Genomic DNA, 20,634 nt, shown 5'->3' on the forward strand with positions numbered 1-20,634 from the left:
CGAAGTTACACCCTCGTTATTTCTGAAGTTACACCTCGTTATTTCCGAAGTTACCCCTTCGTCATTCCCGAAGTTACCCCCTTCGTCATTTTCGAAGTTACACCCTCCGTTATTACCGAGGTTTCACCCTTCGTCATTTCTGAAGTTACACCCACCGTCATTCCCGAAGTTACCCCCTTCGTCATTTCAGAAGTTACCCCTCCGTCATTCCCGAAGTTACCCCTTCCGTCATTCCCGAAGTTACACCCTCCGTCATTTCCGAAGGTACGCCCTCCGTCATTTCCGAAGTTACACCCTCGTTATTTCTGAAGTTACACCTCGTTATTTCCGAAGTTACCCCTTCGTCATTCCCGAAGTTACTGATCGGGAATCCATTCTCTTAAAACCACTAAAATTTAACTGATAGGGTATTTATGTTTTAAGTACAACTTATTGACAAAGAACAACAATTAAGTGATTGTCTTCGTGTTAGCATAGAGAAAATAGCAGAATAAAAATACCACCGCGAAAGGATCACGCGCTTGCCCGCCAAATTTTATAATGAAAATGCAGAAGCACTAGCCCAGCAATACCTATCAACATCATTTGATCAGGTACATCAAAGCTGGCATCAACTATTGCCTGCCATTATGGTAAACCCTCAAAAAATGAGACTTAATCTGTTCCGTTCGAAAAGTATGGGTGTCCGATTCTTTATTCATGAGCCATCAGCCGTGGAACCTTCAGCCTCACTAGCAAACAACCATAAACGTTTTTTCGCTGTGGCTAACATTGCCTTGCCGGGGTTGAATTCAGATAACTCGTCAGTAGATGACTTATTTGAAGCTTTGGTGATGCAGCGTGGACGATTGAAAGAAATGTAACAATTGAGAGAGTGGTAATCTTTAGTTTACTTAGTATCGTTCATCTGGGCAATTAACAATGGATGTCCTAGTTAATTGACTAGTTAATTGCTATAGGGTGGGTGTTAATTACAACTCACCGGTGCGCGAGGTCTAGTCAGTACTTTACACCGAACATTACCATCACGAATATTATAAAAAAATATAAGGTTAATAAATCTATGACTACCAATTTAAAAAAAGAAAACAACACACCCATTTTCTCAATTCTTGCTGCGGCACTCTTATTGTGTGCGGGTTTTCAGTTAGGGTTTGATAGATTGCCTGACTTAACAGAAGCTTTAGTAGCTGGTACAGCAAGTACTATTTTTTCAGCTGTATTAGTGATGTTAACAAACCTCCTGTCACACAATATTAAACATAAAATCATATTTACCAGGTTCACTAACGAAATGCCCGCGTGCAGAATTAATAAACTCTGTCGTAAAGATTCAAGAATCGATTATCAAGCAGCGAAAGAGCGCTGGTCAAAAGTATTTGACTCTGCTACCCCCGCATTTGAGCGAAATAGTCTTTGGTATCGTCATATTTATAAACCAGTAAAAGATACCAACGAAGTCCGCCAAGCACACCGTAGTTTTCTTCTTTATCGTGACGTTTTCTCTGGCTTAGTGATGTTGTTTATCACAGCCTTTGTATGGCATTTATTAGGTGATCCTGAATTGATTGGTGAAATAGTTCCAGAAGTTTTCTGGGTATTGGGTATATTCAGTGCACTTTCATTAATAGCAGCAAGAAATTCAGGTAATCGCTTTGTCGTGAATGCTGTCGCTACAGCGCTGGATTAATTGAAATTTATACCAGTGAGACTAACGCCACTTTCATGACGTTAGTATTGGGGACTTTAAAATTATTTACTAATCACAGACAACTTAATTATTCTTAACTAGAGATAGTACTATGACTGACTACATTAAATTTTTACCCGTTGATAATGGTGATTCAATTCTTATTCGTGCGGGAAATAAAACAGTTTTAACAGATATCCATTATCGAACTTCATCAGATGAACATTACAATATTAAGGTAGATATAGAAGATGCTTGCCCTTCGAATAAGCTGGCTTATTTTATTGTTACTCATACTGATAGGGATCATGTGAGAGGCTTTGACGAGTTATTTCATCGTGGTAAACCAGAAAATCAGAATGACAAGATTTTAGTTGAAGAGATAATTTGTTCGCAATACGTTATAGATCTTACAAATCCATCTCCTGAAGCAAAAGATCTTGTTAACGAAATTCGTCGTAGAAATAATTTACCTGAAAAAGAGCGAAATGTAGCTGGCAATAAATTGCGAATAGTAAAGGCTAATGACAATATAAAAGTCAACGAAAGACTTACAGGTCGGGTTATATCGCCAAGTAAAACAGAATTAGATAATGCGGCTCCTAAAGAAGATCAAGATGATGCTAAAAACAATACTTCAATTGTTATCCAGTGGATTTATCAAGATGGTAATGAAGCAATTAAAAGTAAAATAATGTTAGGAGGTGATGCCGAGCGTGAAGTATGGGCACGGTTACATGTAGAAACTGAGGTTGACAAACTTAATTGGAATTTAACCACTGCGCACCATCATTGCAGCTTAACGCCTTTTGCTAAAAAAGATAAAGAAAGTGGTGATTATGTGGATAATAAAGACGCGATAAATGCAATATCGAATCCTATAAATAAAAAATCTTTTGTTGTTTCCTCTTCACGAGCTGTTCTGCGTAGTAAGCCAAATCCACCACATTATATAGCGAAAAATAAGTGGTTAAATATCATAGATGATACAGAAATAAAATCGCGTTTTTTCTGCACTGCTAGCCATAATGATGGTAACGCAGCTCCAGTTGTTTTTGAATTAAATAAAGATGGAATAATGCTGAAAAAAAATAAAAAAGTTAATACAACCCATAATACTGCTTCCGTAAGTGCAGGGCTTAATCGTACAACCAAATATGGTAAAGCATGAATTATCCAGATTGGTTAATACAAGACATCAGAATTCTTGTAGGGTTATCAAATATTGAAAATCTCATTTATACAGATAAAGATGGGATCGCAGAAATCAGGTTTGATTTTGAGTATGATCAATATGCTCAAATTGAAGATGAAAGGCTCATTAACCCAGAGCCTATCTTACTTAAATATAAAATAACACCAGAACCAGAGTCTCCACTTTTTTTATCAGGAAGAGGTAGCTTTCCTAGAGATCTGCCTCACCTTAATCCTGAACCAGAAAGTCATCCTGCTTCAATTTGTCTATGGCGTAACGGGGGGAATTCGGGACTATATACTCAAAAAGGTATTTCCGCGTGCATCAATGTGTTGGGAGAGTGGCTAAAAGATGCATCAATTTCACGTTTGCAGTGTGATGGGTGGGAGCCAACACCAAGAACTGGCTTGATTTCATTCAACATCCAGCTTTCAGAATGGCAAGAGTTAGCTATAAAAACAAAAAATAGTGGAAAAATTTTAACATTTAAGACAAACGTACTCGTTGAGAAAATAAAAACAACAAACTTTTTATTTGGTATCAGTATCCCTGAAATAAAAGGAAAAGTGAAAACAAATAACTCACCATTTTTAAGACCTTTTAAATATGCAGAATTTGATAATATTAAAACCCATTACATTATTTCGGATGTCGACTTTATTGAAGAAAAACATAACTCTACTCCAATAAATAGTTTTGATAGCCTCATTCGCTATAGCTCAAACCCCATGTTGGCTCAGGTCAAAGTATCCATAATGAAAGAAAAAAAGCGAAAAGGCTTAACTGCTACTATTTTTTTAATTGTACAAAGGCGTCCATTGTCACTAATAGAAGGTATTCCCGGTTTATCTTTAGACACCCAAGCAAGAAAAGTTGAATTAATCGCCATTCTTGTTACACACGAAAATAATAAATTTGAATTCCATCAGCTAGTGGTTAAGTCGACTGTAACTCCTGAGCTTCTCTCTAATGTTTCAGGTTTAAAACCTACAGGAAAAGAAATTTCTATAATTGGTTGTGGAAGTGTTGGGGGGGCTATAGCTGATTATTTGGTGAGAAGTGGCCATACTAAATTAGCACTATGGGATGAAGATCAGTTTGAAGCTCACAATAATGCACGACATGTTCTTTCCCAAGACAAGTTGGAAAATAGTGTTATTTTCAATGAATTCAAATCAATGAAAATGGAACGATGGCTAAAAAAAATAAATAGTAATATTCAGATAAAATGTTTTCGTCGTAACTTCGACACTAATGAATTAATCAACTTAAGAAACTCAGGGCAAGTAATTGATGCAACTGGTCAAATTATTGAGCCATCATGGTTAAATAAATTATCAGTACCGTATAGCCGAATATTTATTGCAGATGAAGGCAGGCTGTCTTTTTTTATGTCACAGCTCCCCTCAGGACCTATTGATATATTGGATTTAGAAGCTGCTATTTACAGCTTTGCAATCAGCGATATAAAAATACAGAATTGGCTTCAACGAGAATCATCATTATCGAATAAAATGCTAGGGCTGAGTTGTAGTAGCGCTACATTAGAGATGCCTTGGTTCAAAATTAACAATCATGTATCTGCTCTGATGCCGACTTTGCTGAATCAAATATTGAAACCGAAAGTTAGAGTAGTAATGAATTGCCAAGACAAAGAGGGAAACCCTGAGGGGGTAACTATTTACGATACTTCAACTAGTGATTTTGAATTTATAAAGTTTGATATTGATGACTTACATGGTAAAAAATGGATTGTAAGTATAAATGAAAAATCATCCCTGATTATTGAGAATGCAAGAAACCAGTACTTACCTAACGAGTCATCGGGTTACATTTTTGGTTTGTATAATTTGAGTGAACGACGGATTAGTATTGTTGATGTTACTATTGGTACATTTCACGGATCAAGAATTAATGTATCACTTGAAAGCATTAATAAAGACAGCAAAGCTCAGAAAATATTACAAGCGACTAATGAAATGCTGCTACCTCTTGGTACTTGGCATAGTCACCCAGGCAACTCTGCAAGCCCTTCTAGAAAAGATGAAACGACTTTTGCGGAATTAATAAGTTGTAAAGAAAGAATAATACCTACAGTGATGCTTATTAAAGCCAACGAAGAATTAAAAGTGATGGTAGGAATTAATAGGACTATTTAGACCTAGTCATATATGACCTTTGAACATGAGGGTCAGGTCTTGTCTTTTACTACAATATGACTTTCGGGTGAGTAATATAAAGATTGGGACATCCATAAATTGGCTAATTAATTTTCTGGCTATATAGAATATAAAATATTGGTGTCCATTTTTTTCATATTTAACAAAATATACGGGACCAAAATTGACAATAAATCATCAAAGACACACACCTTGATTTTCTAGCTAAACGCGTATACAAAAGCCAATTTTCTATACATGTTTTGATGTTATGTATAAGAAAAAAACCTTTTATCGTTATTAAGTCAGCTTTAGTTCTATTAGCATTACTATATATTACCTATCCTACCGCCAACTTAGCCGTCTCATGCCACAAATAGGCTGGCATGGGATGTTTTAACTTCCAAGTGATATTCATTGGCTGACTGCCTTCATATTTCACAAAATCTACTGGGCCAAAATTGACAAAACCCATGGTTCTGCCGTTCTCATCTTTGCCTTGCTCACGCACAAATAGCAGGAAGATTTTGTTAGTTTCTTGCTGGGTAATATAAGCTAAACCACGACCTGAATTTGGTCTGGCGCTATTTTGCGTTTGCCAGTGAAACAAGGTCGGGCTTATCGCATAATCATGGTACATGGTTGTTGCAGAAAACTGCTTTTCACATTTATCTAAGGTGACAAAGAGCAACTCGGTATTAGCATCGGTTATATTTAACACACCTTCACGGCTCGATGATTTTTTAGTGAAAGTACTATCGCCAAAGGCGACGAGAATATGCTCTTTCGGGTAGCGTACATGCATTTGTAAGGGCGATGCATCTACTTTCGAGTTATTGACCCTTGGCATAGCAAACTCGCTCACTTCAAGTCGCTCAATAAGCAGGGCAATAACTTCGGTTAATTCCGCAAGCAGCGTGGTGTTTCTTAGCGCTAATAAGCTTGTCGCCAAATCACCAAAGCCAGCCTGTTTGCCTGTTTTATCCCAAAAGTCGTAATGAGTCATTAAAGCAAAGAGTTGCTGGTGTTTGGGTAAGTTTACATTGGTATTCAGGGCTGATATCGAGAAGTTGCTATCACACAGTGTTTTGATAAAGCGTAAATATGAAATGGATGAACAGTTGAGTAATCTATTATTAATAGCACGATAATAAGCCGCATAAAGCGCTTTATCCTCTGCCGCTATTTCCTTGTTTTTGCTGGCGGCAAGTAATACCGACCAACCGCCAACCTTGCCACATTTAACCTTGTAAATGTCTTCTAGGCTGAGGTTCGGGTTGAGCTGTAAAAAATTAGTGAGCGTTAACGGTAAGTTGGTATTATGCGGAAAGTTATTAATTAAGCTCAACAGTTTGTTTTTGTTTAGTGTCGCTTGGCTAATGTTTTTTAAGATCATCGCTTGGGTTTTTTCTTGTAACTCAATGCGGCAACCCAAGGGCAGGTGCGGGAAACCTTGTTTGACTTCTTTTGCTATCGCTTGATTGGTTTTACCGACCAAGGCTCTGAACTTCTGTGAAAAGTCGTATTCAGGGCGTGAATTACCGACAAAATCTAAAATGGTGCAACATTCTTTATTTTCCGTTAATCGCAGGCCACGACCAAGTTGTTGCAGGAATATAGTCAAACTTTCGGTAGGACGTAAAAACAGTAAGGTATCTAATTCGGGGATATCGACACCTTCATTAAATATATCAACAACAAACAAGACATTAATTTGTTTTGATCTTAGCTGTTGCTGCATAAGTTCACGGTCTTTACTGTTATCACTGGTTAATACGCCACAGGCAATATTATGCAAGGTGAACTTTTGCGCCATAAATTTTGCGTGCTCTTTACTGACACAAAAGGCTAAGGCGCGCATTTGAGCTATATCAGTAACCACTTCTTCAAGGCTTTGTAAAATGCGTAAAACCCTTTGGTCATTATAGGTATAAAGGTGGGTTAATTCGGCAATGTCATAACGGCCTTTAGACCACGAAATTTTAGTTAAGTCGGTATCATCATCTATGCCAAAATATTGAAAGGGCGAAAGGTGTCGTTGATTAATGGCTTCCGGTAATCGTATTTCTGCGGCAATAACATTGCAAAAATCACTGAGTATATCTGTGCCGTCATGCCGCTCTGGTGTGGCGGTTAAACCGAGCAAAATTTTCGGGCTAAAGTGCGCTAATACCGCGCGATAACTACTGGCCGCAATATGATGCACTTCATCAATAACTATATAATCAAAATAATCTTCACTTAAGGCTAACTTTTCCGTTTGGTTGTTATTTACCGTGCTAAGTTGCGCGTTTAAACTTTGAATAGAGGCAAAGAGGTGTCGATATTTGTTTGGCTTGTGATTACCGACCCATAACTCGCCAAAAGCGCTATTTTTTAATACACCACGATAAGCAGCTAACGCTTGTTTTAGTATTTCTTCACGATGGGCAATAAACAAAAAATTTGCTTCGGGATTTTCTTTATAGAAACGAGCAAAATCAAAAGCAGAAATAATGGTTTTACCTGTGCCCGTTGCTGCCACCACTAAGTTGCGATAACGCTTATGCAGATCCCGTTCAACCTGTAACTTGTCTAAGATGGTTTGCTGATGGGAATGCGGTTTGATATCAAAATAGAAACTAGGTGTTGAGCTACTGAAGCTGCCTTTGGCCTCGCGCAGGGCAGTGTTTAGTTTTTCACGGCTTGGTGCTTTGCCATCAAAGTGTTCAAAGTCAGGTGACTGCCAATAGGTTTCAAAAGTGCTTAGCGATTTTTTAATGATATGAGGGATTTCTTGCGCAGTAATTTTAAGGTTCCACTCTAAACCACTGGTTAAGGCTGAATGAGATAAATTAGAGGAACCAATATAGCCAGTGTGAAAACCGGTATTACGCATGAATAAATACGATTTTGCGTGCAGGCGTTCACGGTTGGTATTGTAGCTAAGTTTAACTTCAGTGTTGGGCAGTGCGGCTAAAAACTCAACCGCTTTGGCATCGGTAGCGCCCATATAAGAGGTGGTGATTATTTTTAATTGTTTACCGCTACGGGTGAAAGCCTCTAATTCCTTTTTAAATATTCGAATACCTGTCCATTTGATAAAGGACACTAGCCAATATATTTCATCAGAAGATTGAATTTCTCTTTTAATCTCAGTTTCTAGCGACACACCAACATTGCTACCACAGAACAATTCACTCTGCGTTAAGCCGGTTAATGGCATGATGGACTCAACATACTTGGGCAGGTCAGCCGCGATAGGGTTGGATTTATCAAACAGTGCGGTAAGAATTTTACCTCGGCTATCAATTAAGTTTTCACTGATTAACTGTTCATCTTTAATATGGGTACTAAGCCACTGCACTATGGTGTTTGCTAAGTTGATTTGCTCATGAATTCTATTATCACCATGTGGCACTGAGTCCATGGCAATTTCAATCAGTCGGGTTAAGAAACGAGATAACCACGTTGCCGCTTCGCCAGCTTCAAGTGAGCGCTCACCAACATGGAATGTTTCTCGGTCTAAGTTTTGTTCAACTAATTGGGTAATTAGCTGCTCATAAATACCCGTAGTGTTCATGAAGGCTCTTAAATTTATTAACGTTATTTGCCACTAGAATAGCTAAAATAGAATTGAATTTACACCTTTTTATCAGTGGCTTAGCTCATTAGTTAATATGCCTATGTAGGTTGCTCAGGAACTCTTTGCAAACGTCATCTTCGAAGTCTCTGATCGAAGATCCATTGCTCTTTATACACTGGATCCCCGATTAAAACACCACGGGGATGACGATCCTGAGTCAATAATAGTTATTCGTAACAATACTTTTATTATCAAGGCGATAGTCACTATAATATCTCATTATTAATTTAGTTTTATTGCTGCTTTATCAATTGATAAAATAGTAGGTGTAATTGAAAGCCAGCCTCAGAGTGTCATCATCATCATGATTGAAGTAAAAACAGCTGCTTACCGCCGTGCTAGTTTTGCATTAGCGTTAGGCTCTTTCCTTGTATTTTGTAATTTGTACATGTTCCAACCCATGTTGCCATTGATGGCTGAAAAATTTAACGCCAGTGCGATTGAAATTAATTGGTTGCTTGCGTCATGCACATTAATGTTAGCGCTTACTCTTGTTCCGTGGGCTGTAGGCTCAGAAATTATTGGCCGTCGTAAAGTGATGATGCTGAGTCTTTTCTTATTGCCATTTACCGGCATGGCCATGTTGCTAACCGATTCATTAATAATGTTAACGTTAACGCGAGGGGTAATGGGTATTGCGCTTGCGGGGTTTGTTGCCGTTGCTGTGGCATATATGGCTGAAGAGTTCACCCCAAAAGCATTTATGATTGCCGTTGGTGGTTATATTAGTGCAAATTCATTAGGCGGTATTGCCGGGCGTTTATACGGCGGTTTTGCCACCGAATATTGGGGATGGGATATAGCCGTTATTGGTATGGCTATTGCCAGTTTAGTTGGCGCGCTATTAGTGAGCCGACTATTGCCTGAACAACAATGTTTTACCCCTAAAAGAGGGCAGTTTCGTAACCATAATAAGCGTGTCATTGGTCATTTAAAACAGCGTGAATTATGGCTTGCTATGCTTATTGGCGGTTTAAACTTTGCGTTAATTGTTAATCTTTATACGGTAATGGGGTTTCGTCTTATCGCGCCACCGTATTCACTGTCTATCAGCTTAACGTCGATGATTTTTCTGTGCTATTTAAGCGGTACTATTTCAGCAAAACTAAGTGGTCGTTGGAGCCAACATTACAGCCCAATCAAGGGCATGGTGTTAGGTACAACCGTAAGTGCAATAGGTATGTGGATAGCCGTTTATGATTCATTGTATGCAATGGTTGTTGGTCTATTACTTATTGGCTCAGGCGCTTTTTTCACGCACTCACTTGCCTATGCCTGGGTAAGTCAGAAAGCGAAAGTAGCGAAAGCAACCGCGACGGCGTTATACCTTGTGCACTATTACATTGGTGGCAGCTTAGGTGGTTTTTACTTAATTGCCTGCTGGCAATATGGCGCTTGGTATGGGGTGCTTGCAGGTGGCATGGTATTATATGGCTTAATTTACCTATTATGTTGGCGCTTACATCGCCATGCTTGTTCATTAACAAAATAAAATTAATCGCGGTTGTTCTTATTTTTGATTTTATCGGTTTATCTGATTGAAAATACGTCTTTCAAAAAATCAATTTGGCGGAAGCCTTTTTAAAACAAACAATCGTAAATGGGGCAATCTCAATTATTATACCCAGTCACATGTGGGTAAGCGTTTTAAGTCTTTTTCTCTAACCCTAAACATATTACATCCAAGATTTGCCTCTTTCTTTGGCACCAAAGCGTAAGTGAAATCACAACCTAATTTGTCAGCTAACGCTTTTAACTGATTAATGGTTATTTCACCTTCTACTTCACGGCGCTCAAGAATTGAAATTCGATTTCGGCTTAAATTTAATCGCTCGGCCAATTGTGCGCCAGACATATCCAGTGCTTTACGGATAGTTCTAACCCAGCCTTCTGCAGGGATAGCCGCTGCATTTTTAAAGCTGGCTGCTGAATTGGCGATCTCTTTGTATTGTTCTCGCACCATTGAGCGCACTGTGTTTTTTGGCTTTGTTATTCTAAAACTAACCATGATTTCACCTAAATATCTGTGTTCATCTGGTTTTAGTGTAACCTTATTGGGTTACACTTTAAATATATGTGATACCAATTTAGATTACGTTAAATATATATATGTATCTTAATATGATTACAGGTTATTGACTTATGTATCTGGAATGAATTACAAATAAAGTCTGTTTTTAGGAGGTAAATAGCAGAATATGCATTGAGCAGTGCTAATTTTTAACATAAATAGGCCATAAAAAGGGGTCGGTAACATTTACCCAAAGTGACTTCTTCATGAAAATCCCTTCTATTATTTTTAGTCAGTTACTTTTAAAAAAAACATGCCTATGCACTTGGCTCAGGATCGTCATCCCCGTAGTGTTTTAATCGGACGTGCCATGGATGGCACTTATTAGCAAATCAGCGGCTGCGCCCCAACCATCTACCAGTAACATTTTTACCCGCAAGTACAGCAAACCTTTGTTCGTCATCCCCGTGGTGTCTTAATCGGGGATCCAGTTTCTAAAATACAATGGATCTTCGATCAGAGACTTCGAAGATGACGACTTTATATTTTTGTTCATTGCTTACAAATCAACAACTTAATTTTATGTTACTTAGAAGACAATGCAGACGGTACAGGAAGTACCTTATTAGAGAATGCAGGAGCATATTCTCCTGAGCTTATTGTCCTGGAGCCATTTCTAAAAGACAATAGAACTTCGATCAGAAACTTCGAAGATACGCTACATGGATGTAGTTGATTAGACAATGCAGGAGCATATTGTCCTGACGTTTACAAAGAGTTCCTGAGTAAACTACATAGGCATGTAAAAAAATTACACTTCTATTGATGGAATATCCGCTGCTTGAGAGAGTAAATGTTCGGCTCTTAATTTTATATTTTCAGATACAGCCGTTAGGTAGTTAATATCTTCTTTAGTGACGTATTTATTTTCGGAAAAAGACTTTAAGATAATGTTACTGTTAAGTGTTGATATCACTTTTTTAGCTAATGCGACTAATAAGCGCGAGAGTAATTTTTTGTCAATATTACAGGTTTCAGCAAAGTCTGCCAGTTGGTAAGCATGTATATCAACTGGTTCAAATTCATCGCCCATCGCCATTGCTAATACATGCTTAAACGATGAAAACATAGCAACATTAACGAGATCATAAGCAGGGGTAAATTGATTATTGTTTTTATCAAAAAATAACGATACATTTTTTCCATGGCTATCAAAATTATTAATCATTAAATTAAATAGCTGCCAGTTAATTAACCATTGAGTACTTGCTACGGGTGAGTTCATGGTTTTGCAAAAATCAAAAAGCTTTTTTAAACTGGCGCCGTCACGTATATGTTTCACGTCTCGGCCATCACCTAAATTCCGCTCATATTTGTTATCTCTAGGCAGGTTTAATGCTTGGCAACCGTCGATAACGTGACGTCTTCTCACTATTTTATTTTCAGCTTCATATTTACGATCAAATCGTTTTACAATAAGTGCTGGGTGCTCGCCAAAGCGTGTGAAGCTTACTTCTGCGGTAGGTAAACCAACCTCGTGTGATAGCTTCATACAAAAATATTCGTTGATCACTAAATTAGGGCAGTTCGCCTTCTCAAATTTTAGTAGGTGAGTTGAGCATAAAGAGCCGTCACCAAAGCCAATTTTCATATCCGTGTCATCATCGGTTTTATCAGGGGGATTAATAAAGACATTTAACTTATCTTGAACACCGGCAACACTCAGGCGAGGTTTGTCATCCCAAATCAATAATCCAATGTCTTCTTTGTGATCTAATCTAGCAATCAGCTCCGCCGCTGCTAGTGGTCTAAAAATAGGCCCACAAGGCTGGCTATTTTCATTTTGTTCAGCACTAGCATGATTGAAGGTAATCGCTCCAGCTAAATCGTTTCCTAACGCTCTAACTTGCGAATAAACATTTTTTTCAGAAATACCTAAGTTTTGAGCGAGTAGTTTTCTTGCTTCACCTTCGGGCAGGGCATTATCAAGATAATTGTAACTAACCTCTGGTGAATGCTGATTAGTTAATGGTAATGCTGGCGTAATTGGAAAACCATGTAATTGCCAGTTTTTATCATAGTGTAAGTGCAGTAAATTGGTGTTTTTGTCCTGTACTAAAGTGCCAATTTTTTTGCCAGCAAAGCTGACTATTAAGGTGTAGGCCTCATCATTTTTTGTCGTTGTCACTGATCACACCCATTCATCGGTTGATGATGCTATTGATGTTAATTCTTGAGCGCTAAGCTTGATACCAAGCCCATTGAGTACTGCAAACATTGCGAATAATGTGCAATTTTGATTGCCATTTTCGATGCGAGATAAGGTATTTATACCAATACCACATAATGCGGCGCAGTCACTCAATTTAACCCCCATAGCAGTTCGCTTTGCTTTGATTAGCTCACCTAAGGTAATGGCGTTATCAATAAAGCGAGCTTCAGGCATTTTAGACGGTTTAACTTTTTTACCCATAATTTACACCAATTAATCACTATAAGTGGTGATTATAGTAAGGTGATTGCAGAATACAATGATTAATCACCATTAGTGGTGATTAATTGCTTGGCTGTGTTTGTTTAAATTATTATTCACCATTAGTGGTGATTATATCTGGGCAAGCGTTTTAAGTCTTTTACTCTAACCCTAAACAGATTACATCCAAGATTTGCCTGAGCTTTCTACTTGATATAGTATTTCATCTAACATGGCGCTGCCTTTATCTGCCTTAATAAAGGGTAAGTTAATGGCTCCTGCGGCTAACACTACAGAGATAGAGCAAAGTTGGTGACGCTGTTGAAACCAACTTTGTTTAAACTTCACTTGTTGCACTTTGTAATGTTCAAAACAGAGATAGTCAACACCAAAAAAGCCTCGACGAATATAAATATAGTTATCATCACTGGCATATCCCCAACGATACCAGCGCATAAAAATAAGCAAAGCCGCAAAAATTGCCAATGGAGTAATACCCCATAAGAGCTGCGTTTTACCTGTTACGGTTAAAAATACTGTAACTAAAGAATATAACGGCAACAAAATAAAAACTAAATTACGCAGTAAAAACCTTTTACTAATGCGCTGATAAGCAATGGTCATCATTTGATTATTAGGATAAACATCATCCACTAAAGCGGCACATTGATGGGCAAAAATAGAAGGCACGATAATTCGGTTATTTTGCGCACCGGCTTGATGTTGAGTAAGCACATTATTGGCTTGTTCAAATTTTAAATTAATACGCTTAAGTAGTAGATCAAGCCAGTCTTGTTGTCTGATCACCATTTGTAAGCGTGATAAACGCATACTGACTTCATATTTAGTTAACAAACCACTACGACGAATGTAACGATCGCCTACTTTGCTCAAGGTATAGTGATAAAAGGTTACAACCGATCCAGCAATGGAAAAAAATATAAAGGGCAATAAAATTAAAAAAGTCAGTGTTACCGCATAAAGCGTTATTTGCCACATGGGTTTGTCGGAGAAAGTTAATAATTGCTCTATATTGATACCAAAATCACTGAAGGTACTGACAATATAGCTAGCGATTTTATCAAAAAACGGCGCTAAGCCGCCAAGGAAAATCCAAATACGATTATTGGTTATACCGTGAATAACTAAATCGGCGATTGAGCGAGTATTCAGTATAATTTCATTTTCTACCGCCTCTGGTGTTAATTCTGCAGAGTCATCAGGGCTTTCGGCATGGTGAGTTATTGAATATTGAGCAAGAATTTCTTTTTTCAATTGCTCGGCAAAATCAACTTTTAAAGCGACAATTTGTGCTTCTTGTTTAGCAGAGCCCGCGGTATCTAACTGTAAGCAGGTATAATTAAAAGGGCGATAATAGATAGGCTGTTCAAGTTTTACATTTTGAATTTTACTAAAAGGTAAATTGATGTGTTTTTTTGAAAATACCCCCGAACGAATTTCTATGTGATCTTGGGTTAAACGGTATTGGAAAAAGTAATAGTTTAAGAATGTTGTTAAACAGATGAACAGTAAGATACCAACAATAATAGCTAGACCTAATTGCGGATTTTCTTTTAACCCGTCATAGCCAAAATAAAGCGCAGGTAAAAAGGCCACCAAATTACTGACAAAGAATTTAATTAACCGTTCAGTAAAAAATAACAGCGCTATCGGCGAAATTCGCTGCCAGTCTTTGCTATTTTCAACTACCGGGGTAAGTGCTGCAACTGACTTATCCATGACGATTAACATCTTTGTGATCTAAAATAAATTGACGAATACTTTCAGCTGACGCTAGTGGTAAACCTGGTATTTCAAAAGTATGCATAGCTCCGCCGGCACTAAATACTTGTAACTTTGCTAAACCGACTTTGCGATCGATAGGTCCACGTTTTAATTCAACATGCTGAATACGCAACATTGGCTGGCTAACGGTTTTTCGAAACAGTAAACCACTGCGATAACTTAAGTCTTGTTGCCTCAGAGCATAAAATTTTTGTTTATCCGCAAATGCTGCATAGAGAGTATTAAAACCACCTAACATAAACAAAACCAGCATTAACCAATTAAATAAGTCAGCAACATCATTAGATAATGGCCAGATGTTTTGCTGTTGGATAACAAATAATAGTGTCACTAAAAATAGGGTAAATGCTACATTGATAATGAGATTGCTTTGCCGATAAATAGCCGATATGGGTTGAAACTCAAGTTCAACTAAACTGGGTAAAGATTCAGCCGTTAATGAAGTATTAGTGAAAGCTGTTCCTTGCATATGATTAAAATCCTTAATTTTATCGCCTGTTATTTTAGTGTAGTGTACCGCGAAATCCCCCTTCGATAAAAACAAATTAGTTACCTTTGTTGAATATTCTTATAATCGTGGTTTGGTTGCCGGCGCTGATACTACTGGTGATTTGGGGCCAGAAGGCATGAAGTTTATCAACGCAGCAGACAGCCCAACTGGAGCCGCATTATTAGTGGTAGGCAATGAAATATCAGGCTCTGTGGCGGTTTGGCAAATAACCGAAAAGTAGCGGTTGAGGGAGCGTTGAGTCTTTTAATTTACTCTGACCCTAATAATATGAAGATATTTTTAGTGAACGCTCACCAATATGGAAAGTTACAGATTTTTATCAGTAACTTAGGTGATTGCTTAAGATTGTTTTTTGCTGCGTACAACTTGATTTCTGGATTCCCGATCAGACACTTCGGGAATGACGATATTCGCCACTTCGGCAATGATGTTGTTCGCCAATTCAGCGTATATATTAGTGGTTTATCCGCGATTTTTAATAAATCTTAATTTATGGCTGTCATTTCTAACAGCGGTCAGTGAAATTAACCCGTTCTATGGATACTCTCTACCATCCCAGGTAAGTAATCTTCAATCTCTTGGAGTTTTATGCCAAGACTTTGTAATTTTGCACAATGTAGACACCAGTCTCCGGTATTATTATAAGGTGAGACATTGTTATCTAATTTCTGCTTTGCCAGAATAAATTTTGAATTGGTAATTTTCTCAATAATCTCAATAAATCGTTGCAGCGTTATGGGCTTAGCGCTTGCTGCATTGATCGTTCCTGAGAAATCTTTTCCGGCTAATTCAAAAAGCGTTTTAGCGGCATCATCGGCGGAGATAAAAGAAATTTTACCTTGAAGATTATCAAAGTAGAGCGGCAGTCCATTTTTTATACTGTTGACATGGCGCTGCAGCCTTAGGGAATAATCCTCTGCATCTACAATAACGGGAAGCCTGATGCTGGTAACTGGAAAAGTGGCAAATTTGATAAATGAAATTTCCGCCTGTCGTTTTGCCTCGCCGTAGTGCTCCTTTCTACCCACTTTATTGGCAAGTTCAAAATCCAAAGGATTAAATTGCTCTTCAGATAAATGATCATTGCGTTCTACATAAGCAGAAATGCTGGAAGTAAAAAGATATTTTTTCACTCTACCGTTGAAGACTTCGCAGGCGTGTTTTGCTTGCTCAAAATCAAAACATGATAGATCAAAAACTAGATCATAGTCCTGCTTGATGGCCTCTTCGAAGGCTGTTTTGTCAGTACGGTCACAAATAATCCGCTTAATTTTTTCTCCGAAGCCATCAGCGTGATTGCCTCGATTTAATAGGGTCACTTCATCGTTATTCTCTAAGAGAAGCTGCACAAGTTTTCTGCCAAAAAACTGACTTCCACCCAAAATTAATATTTTCATTTAAGTTTTTCAACCCTCTAAATCTAGCTTTTAAATGAATGTATTATATCATCATTGATAGAAAAACGAGGCACCACTTTAAAATTGACAATAATGGATAATGTTAATTTATTGTTTTTGGGGTGGGTGTCTGTTGTTTTTTGCGAACGAAGCTATATGCGGGTAAAAAGTTACTTGCCTAGCACTCGCTAAATTGTCTCTTTCTTCAAACTTGTTTTGATCGAGTAGAGATATTCATCGTGTTTATTTCATGAGATAATTCACCTCATCGAGCATTAAATTACGTAAATTAAATATGAGCAATACCGAAATCAATCTAAAGTCACTTATTGGCGATAATACCAGAGAAGAATTTTTAAAGTTACTCAAGTCTAAAACACCTTTTATATCCCATGGTAATTCCGAAGCCCTTAAAGATTTAATGAGTTTGCCATTTCTTGATTCTGTTGAAAGCCTTGCCGCCTGTTGGCGCGACACTGTTGATGTATTTCACCCAAAGATTGCCGATGAAATTTCAAAGACCTCAATCCCTCCTGAAGACGCTCTCCATGAATATAAGAATGGCAGCTGCATTCTCTTTAATGACGTCAATAGAATAATTCCTGAGTTTGATCTGTGGAATCAGCAAATTAGAAGAGACATTGGCTTCTCTGAGTTGACCTATGTTAGAAACTTAGTCTACGCAACACCAGCGGGGAAAGGAAATGCTCCTCATTTCGATCAGAATTTTAATTTTGTTCTTCAATTAGAAGGAACAAAAAAATGGTGGTTAGCAGAAAATAACACCATTAACAATCCAATGACTCGTCATGTGATCGGGCATCCTGTTGATGATGAACTAGGACGTTATAGCGCTAAAGAATTTCCACAATCATTCCCCGCAGATTGTACTGAATATATATTAGAACCAGGCTCAATTCTCTTTGTACCACGAGGAGTTTGGCATATGACTGAAGCCGTGACCGATGCTGTTTCGTTTAATTTTACTTTTACACCGCCGACTTGGATTGATATTGCGATGACGGCCTTAAGAGAAAAACTCTCTCATTCTGAGCAGTGGCGGGAGACGGTAATTATCGATGACAAGGGTACTCACAACAGTGAATTCAACAAACTTCTCAATGGTTTAAGTGCCGATGTTAAGAATTGGAATGCGGTTGATTTCTTAGACATTACTGAGCATCAAGAGCTATAACTAAAAAATTGAAAGTTACTGGTTTTTATCAGTAACTTAGGTGATTGCTTAAGGTTATTTTTTGTTGCCTACAACTTTATTTCTGGATTCCCGATCAGACACTTCGGCAATGATGCTGTTCGCCACTTCGGCATTGATGCTGTTTGCCACTTCGGCAATGACGAGGTTCGCCCTTTCGGCAATGATGATGTTCGGTGTTAGCCACTTCGTCAATGATGGCTGATGGGTTTATGCACAACTACTACAACTTAGCCGTCATCTTCGAGTGTCTGATCGAAGATCCATGTTTTTTCTACCAAGGAAAAAAGGAAAAAGGGCACAGCCATACCTTGGCTAATAATTAACAATTAATAAGGACAGTCGCTTAACGTTTTAGTTTTATTCAATAACCGTAATATATGTTAGAATTTAACAATATTATTATTTAAAATTATTAGGCGTATTTCATGTCTGCACACTCAATTTTCGACATTTGTGTTCAACCGATAGAACTTTGTAAATTACTCAAAATTGCCAAAATGGTTGGCGGTGACGGCGAAGCTAAAACCATGATCAGTGAAGGTAAGGTTTTAGTCAATAATGAAGTTGAAGTTCAAAAGCGTAAAAAAATTCGCCACGGCGATATTATCAAATATAACGGTCAAATTATTGAGGTCGCTTATAATCCCACCAACAAATCAGCAGAGTTTATTAGTACTGTAGTTTCAGTAAGTAAAAATTCAAAAAAGAAACAAAGAGCTAAAAACAAAGCTAAAAGCGAAGCGCGGGTTATTTCATCAAAAGCTGTTACTGAAGCATCGAACGAACGCTCGAAAAAATAGTCTATTTCACTTTAATTAGTCGTTAAATTTTTACCGTCATTTAAAATTAATCGCACATGAGGGTCAGGTCCTGTCTTTTACGACAATCTGACTCACCGGTGAATAATGAAAACCAATAATCCCGCAACTCTTTAAGTGTATAACCAGCTAAATTATAGGCGGTTGCTGAGGATTGCTTCTCCCTCTTTATTATCTCGGTAAAAAATCTCAACAGAGCTAAACAAAGTGATGAATAGAGCGATAACTAATTTGTGCAATAAAATACCATAGGATTGTCTTTGAAGTTATTTGAGGGCAGGGCTTTGCTAGGCTAACAGTAAAACCCCAGTTGCACGGAGAATAAATACTTACAATGCCCAATATGCCTGCTCTAGGCTATCTTCTCGTTCAGGTAAGCCTCGTGATAACCGAGGTGAGTGCTGCATCAGTATTTCAAAACTAACGCGATTAGCATACTTGCTGATTTGTGATAACGATGAATATGTCATTGCTGGCTGCAAATGTTTGCTGGAATCATCAACATTCATTTTATGATAAACATTAGCACTTAGGTCGTGTAACACGGCAGCAAGGGCCGCATCACCGGCACCATTGGTATTTTTAATATTATCTGGTCCACCCATATAAGGTGCAGTATGGGTATATATTCTCACCGGATTAACACAATCCTTTAATAGCATTGGTCGTGAATACTCATAGCGATTAAAGTCAGCTATAGCGCCAGATAGTAGCGGGTATTCAGTGGCTCTTTTATGCTGCTCATCGACATAGCCCGCCATAAATAAACCTTCTGGGCCTGCGGTACAAATTACTAAATCTACCCAGTCTAAACAAGCATCCGCGGCTTTTAATGGGTCGGTAATACCGGTTATGGCTTGCGCTTCATCTTCATTCATGGCAAGAATATTGACATGGTCTTTGACAAATTTTCGCCAGAACTCAGGTTCTTTTTCAATAAGGAACTTGGTGCCTAGGGTTAAAACTACCGGCACACCGGCCTTATTGGCACACTCTACTGCTTTAAGGGTCGCTTGTGTCATGGTATCGCCTTCTTCAGTACGCATTAAATACGAACTAATAACCAAAGCAGCGGCATTACTAATTAAGGATTCATCAATTGATTCAGGTTTTAGCTTATTTATTAAGCCGGCATTAATCGCGAAGGTTCTTTCACCGGTATCATCGATTAAGGTAAAGCAACGGCCGATTGGGCCATCTACGGGTTGCAAGTAATTTAAATCGACACGAGAAGAGGTATTGCTGACAAAGCGATAGGCATAGTCGCCCACTTGCATGTTTTTTGACATCACACCCAACAACACCGACCTGTCATCAGCTAGTACTGAGTAATTATGCATAGTATTGCCTATGGTACCGCCGGCAAACTCATAGTTGATTAATTGCTCGTCTTTTAACCTTTGGTATAAACGATGAGTAACTTCGTCAGTGATAACCTGGGACATCCCCCGTTTAAGGGAAAATTCAGTTAAGAATTCATCATCAACTTTGGCCTCAATATCAACAAGTATTTGATCTATACCAACAATATAGCTACGCGCTAATTTAGGCTCAGAGTTAACTTTATTGGTAAGTGGGGTTTTATTCTCAACCGGAAAATAATGTTTATGTTGGCGACGGCCTGGAAATTTCATTGCAATAGTATTCATGAGTTCGGGAAGGGGGATTATAACTTAACAAGCGAAGCAACTACCAATAAAAAAACAAGAAAGCTAACAAAGAAGATAGGTAGA

Annotated in this window: 16 protein-coding genes; 7 read left to right on the plus strand and 9 right to left on the minus strand. The window is 38.1% G+C overall.

Annotated elements, in window-relative coordinates:
* Positions 1-521 precede the first annotated feature (521 nt).
* The 4 genes from MTCD1_RS13355 to MTCD1_RS13370 all read left to right on the plus strand — a co-directional run bounded on the left by MTCD1_RS13355 (position 522) and on the right by MTCD1_RS13370 (position 5,044).
* A complete protein-coding gene (locus MTCD1_RS13355; protein ID WP_057181462.1) occupies positions 522-863 on the plus strand; it encodes a hypothetical protein in 342 nt (113 codons plus the stop codon).
* 200 nt (positions 864-1,063) lie between these two features.
* Entirely contained in the window at positions 1,064-1,690 is a 627-nt protein-coding gene (locus MTCD1_RS13360) for a hypothetical protein (protein ID WP_057181461.1), read from the plus strand.
* A 112-nt stretch (positions 1,691-1,802) separates the two neighbouring features.
* A complete protein-coding gene (locus MTCD1_RS13365; RefSeq protein ID WP_057181460.1) occupies positions 1,803-2,861 on the plus strand; it encodes a ComEC/Rec2 family competence protein in 1,059 nt (352 codons plus the stop codon).
* The gene (locus tag MTCD1_RS13370) at positions 2,858-5,044 is read left to right on the plus strand and encodes a ThiF family adenylyltransferase (protein ID WP_057181459.1); all 2,187 of its coding nucleotides are present in this window, start codon (positions 2,858-2,860) and stop codon (positions 5,042-5,044) included. Before MTCD1_RS13365 ends, MTCD1_RS13370 begins: the two co-directional genes overlap by 4 nt.
* A gap of 340 nt (positions 5,045-5,384) precedes the next feature.
* Here MTCD1_RS13370 and MTCD1_RS13375 read toward each other — a convergent pair whose 3' ends face one another.
* Positions 5,385-8,606, minus strand: a complete 3,222-nt coding sequence (locus MTCD1_RS13375) for a DUF3427 domain-containing protein (protein WP_057181458.1) — start codon at positions 8,604-8,606, stop codon at positions 5,385-5,387.
* Positions 8,607-8,973: 367 nt separating this feature from the next.
* Between MTCD1_RS13375 and MTCD1_RS13380 the strand changes: the two genes are divergently transcribed.
* Positions 8,974-10,161, plus strand: coding sequence for an MFS transporter (locus MTCD1_RS13380; RefSeq protein WP_057181457.1), 1,188 nt, complete (start codon positions 8,974-8,976; stop codon positions 10,159-10,161).
* Positions 10,162-10,287: 126 nt separating this feature from the next.
* Here MTCD1_RS13380 and MTCD1_RS13385 read toward each other — a convergent pair whose 3' ends face one another.
* The 6 genes from MTCD1_RS13385 to MTCD1_RS13410 all read right to left on the minus strand — a co-directional run bounded on the left by MTCD1_RS13385 (position 10,288) and on the right by MTCD1_RS13410 (position 16,867).
* The gene (locus tag MTCD1_RS13385; protein ID WP_082606535.1) at positions 10,288-10,677 is read right to left on the minus strand and encodes a helix-turn-helix domain-containing protein; all 390 of its coding nucleotides are present in this window, start codon (positions 10,675-10,677) and stop codon (positions 10,288-10,290) included.
* Positions 10,678-11,491: 814 nt separating this feature from the next.
* Positions 11,492-12,868, minus strand: coding sequence for a HipA domain-containing protein (locus MTCD1_RS13390; protein ID WP_057181456.1), 1,377 nt, complete (start codon positions 12,866-12,868; stop codon positions 11,492-11,494).
* A 3-nt stretch (positions 12,869-12,871) separates the two neighbouring features.
* Complete coding sequence (locus tag MTCD1_RS13395; protein ID WP_057181455.1) at positions 12,872-13,153, minus strand: helix-turn-helix domain-containing protein; 282 nt, start codon at positions 13,151-13,153, stop codon at positions 12,872-12,874.
* 180 nt (positions 13,154-13,333) lie between these two features.
* Positions 13,334-14,893 carry a PH domain-containing protein gene (locus MTCD1_RS13400; protein ID WP_057181454.1) on the minus strand — a complete coding sequence of 520 codons (1,560 nt, stop codon included), beginning with the start codon at positions 14,891-14,893 and terminating at the stop codon, positions 13,334-13,336.
* Entirely contained in the window at positions 14,886-15,503 is a 618-nt protein-coding gene (locus MTCD1_RS13405; RefSeq protein ID WP_231733047.1) for a PH domain-containing protein, read from the minus strand. Before MTCD1_RS13405 ends, MTCD1_RS13400 begins: the two co-directional genes overlap by 8 nt.
* A gap of 491 nt (positions 15,504-15,994) precedes the next feature.
* A complete protein-coding gene (locus tag MTCD1_RS13410) occupies positions 15,995-16,867 on the minus strand; it encodes an NAD-dependent epimerase/dehydratase family protein (RefSeq protein ID WP_057181452.1) in 873 nt (290 codons plus the stop codon).
* Between the two features lie 295 nt (positions 16,868-17,162).
* Between MTCD1_RS13410 and MTCD1_RS13415 the strand changes: the two genes are divergently transcribed.
* On the plus strand, positions 17,163-18,062 hold the full coding sequence (locus MTCD1_RS13415; RefSeq protein WP_057181451.1) for a JmjC domain-containing protein: 900 nt from the start codon (positions 17,163-17,165) through the stop codon (positions 18,060-18,062).
* A 54-nt stretch (positions 18,063-18,116) separates the two neighbouring features.
* Here MTCD1_RS13415 and MTCD1_RS21250 read toward each other — a convergent pair whose 3' ends face one another.
* Positions 18,117-18,275: a hypothetical protein gene (locus tag MTCD1_RS21250; protein ID WP_157447808.1), complete on the minus strand. Its 159-nt coding sequence runs from the start codon at positions 18,273-18,275 to the stop codon at positions 18,117-18,119.
* Between the two features lie 233 nt (positions 18,276-18,508).
* On the opposite strand from MTCD1_RS21250, the gene MTCD1_RS13420 reads away from it, so the two are divergent.
* Positions 18,509-18,883 (plus strand): RNA-binding S4 domain-containing protein, encoded by a 375-nt coding sequence (locus MTCD1_RS13420; RefSeq protein ID WP_057181450.1) that lies wholly within the window; start codon positions 18,509-18,511, stop codon positions 18,881-18,883.
* A gap of 347 nt (positions 18,884-19,230) precedes the next feature.
* On the opposite strand, the gene MTCD1_RS13425 is transcribed toward MTCD1_RS13420, so the two are convergent.
* Positions 19,231-20,535, minus strand: coding sequence for an inosine/guanosine kinase (locus MTCD1_RS13425; RefSeq protein ID WP_057181703.1), 1,305 nt, complete (start codon positions 20,533-20,535; stop codon positions 19,231-19,233).
* Between the last annotated feature and the right edge of the window lie 99 nt (positions 20,536-20,634).

The organism is Colwellia marinimaniae (assembly GCF_002207865.1).
In the GTDB taxonomy this organism is placed as follows: domain Bacteria; phylum Pseudomonadota; class Gammaproteobacteria; order Enterobacterales; family Alteromonadaceae; genus Colwellia; species Colwellia marinimaniae.

What these genes read in the sequence shown, in the direction of transcription:
- MTCD1_RS13360 (WP_057181461.1), top strand. Translation starts at nt 1,064, where the DNA reads ATGACTACCAATTTAAAAAAAGAAAACAACACACCCATTTTCTCAATT.
- MTCD1_RS13365 (WP_057181460.1), top strand. Translation starts at nt 1,803, where the DNA reads ATGACTGACTACATTAAATTTTTACCCGTTGATAATGGTGATTCAATT.
- MTCD1_RS13370 (WP_057181459.1), top strand. Translation starts at nt 2,858, where the DNA reads ATGAATTATCCAGATTGGTTAATACAAGACATCAGAATTCTTGTAGGG.
- MTCD1_RS13375 (WP_057181458.1), bottom strand. Translation starts at nt 8,606, where the DNA reads ATGAACACTACGGGTATTTATGAGCAGCTAATTACCCAATTAGTTGAA.
- MTCD1_RS13380 (WP_057181457.1), top strand. Translation starts at nt 8,974, where the DNA reads ATGATTGAAGTAAAAACAGCTGCTTACCGCCGTGCTAGTTTTGCATTA.
- MTCD1_RS13385 (WP_082606535.1), bottom strand. Translation starts at nt 10,677, where the DNA reads ATGGTTAGTTTTAGAATAACAAAGCCAAAAAACACAGTGCGCTCAATG.
- MTCD1_RS13395 (WP_057181455.1), bottom strand. Translation starts at nt 13,153, where the DNA reads ATGGGTAAAAAAGTTAAACCGTCTAAAATGCCTGAAGCTCGCTTTATT.
- MTCD1_RS13400 (WP_057181454.1), bottom strand. Translation starts at nt 14,893, where the DNA reads ATGGATAAGTCAGTTGCAGCACTTACCCCGGTAGTTGAAAATAGCAAA.
- MTCD1_RS13410 (WP_057181452.1), bottom strand. Translation starts at nt 16,867, where the DNA reads ATGAAAATATTAATTTTGGGTGGAAGTCAGTTTTTTGGCAGAAAACTT.
- MTCD1_RS13415 (WP_057181451.1), top strand. Translation starts at nt 17,163, where the DNA reads ATGAGCAATACCGAAATCAATCTAAAGTCACTTATTGGCGATAATACC.
- MTCD1_RS13420 (WP_057181450.1), top strand. Translation starts at nt 18,509, where the DNA reads ATGTCTGCACACTCAATTTTCGACATTTGTGTTCAACCGATAGAACTT.
- MTCD1_RS13425 (WP_057181703.1), bottom strand. Translation starts at nt 20,535, where the DNA reads ATGAAATTTCCAGGCCGTCGCCAACATAAACATTATTTTCCGGTTGAG.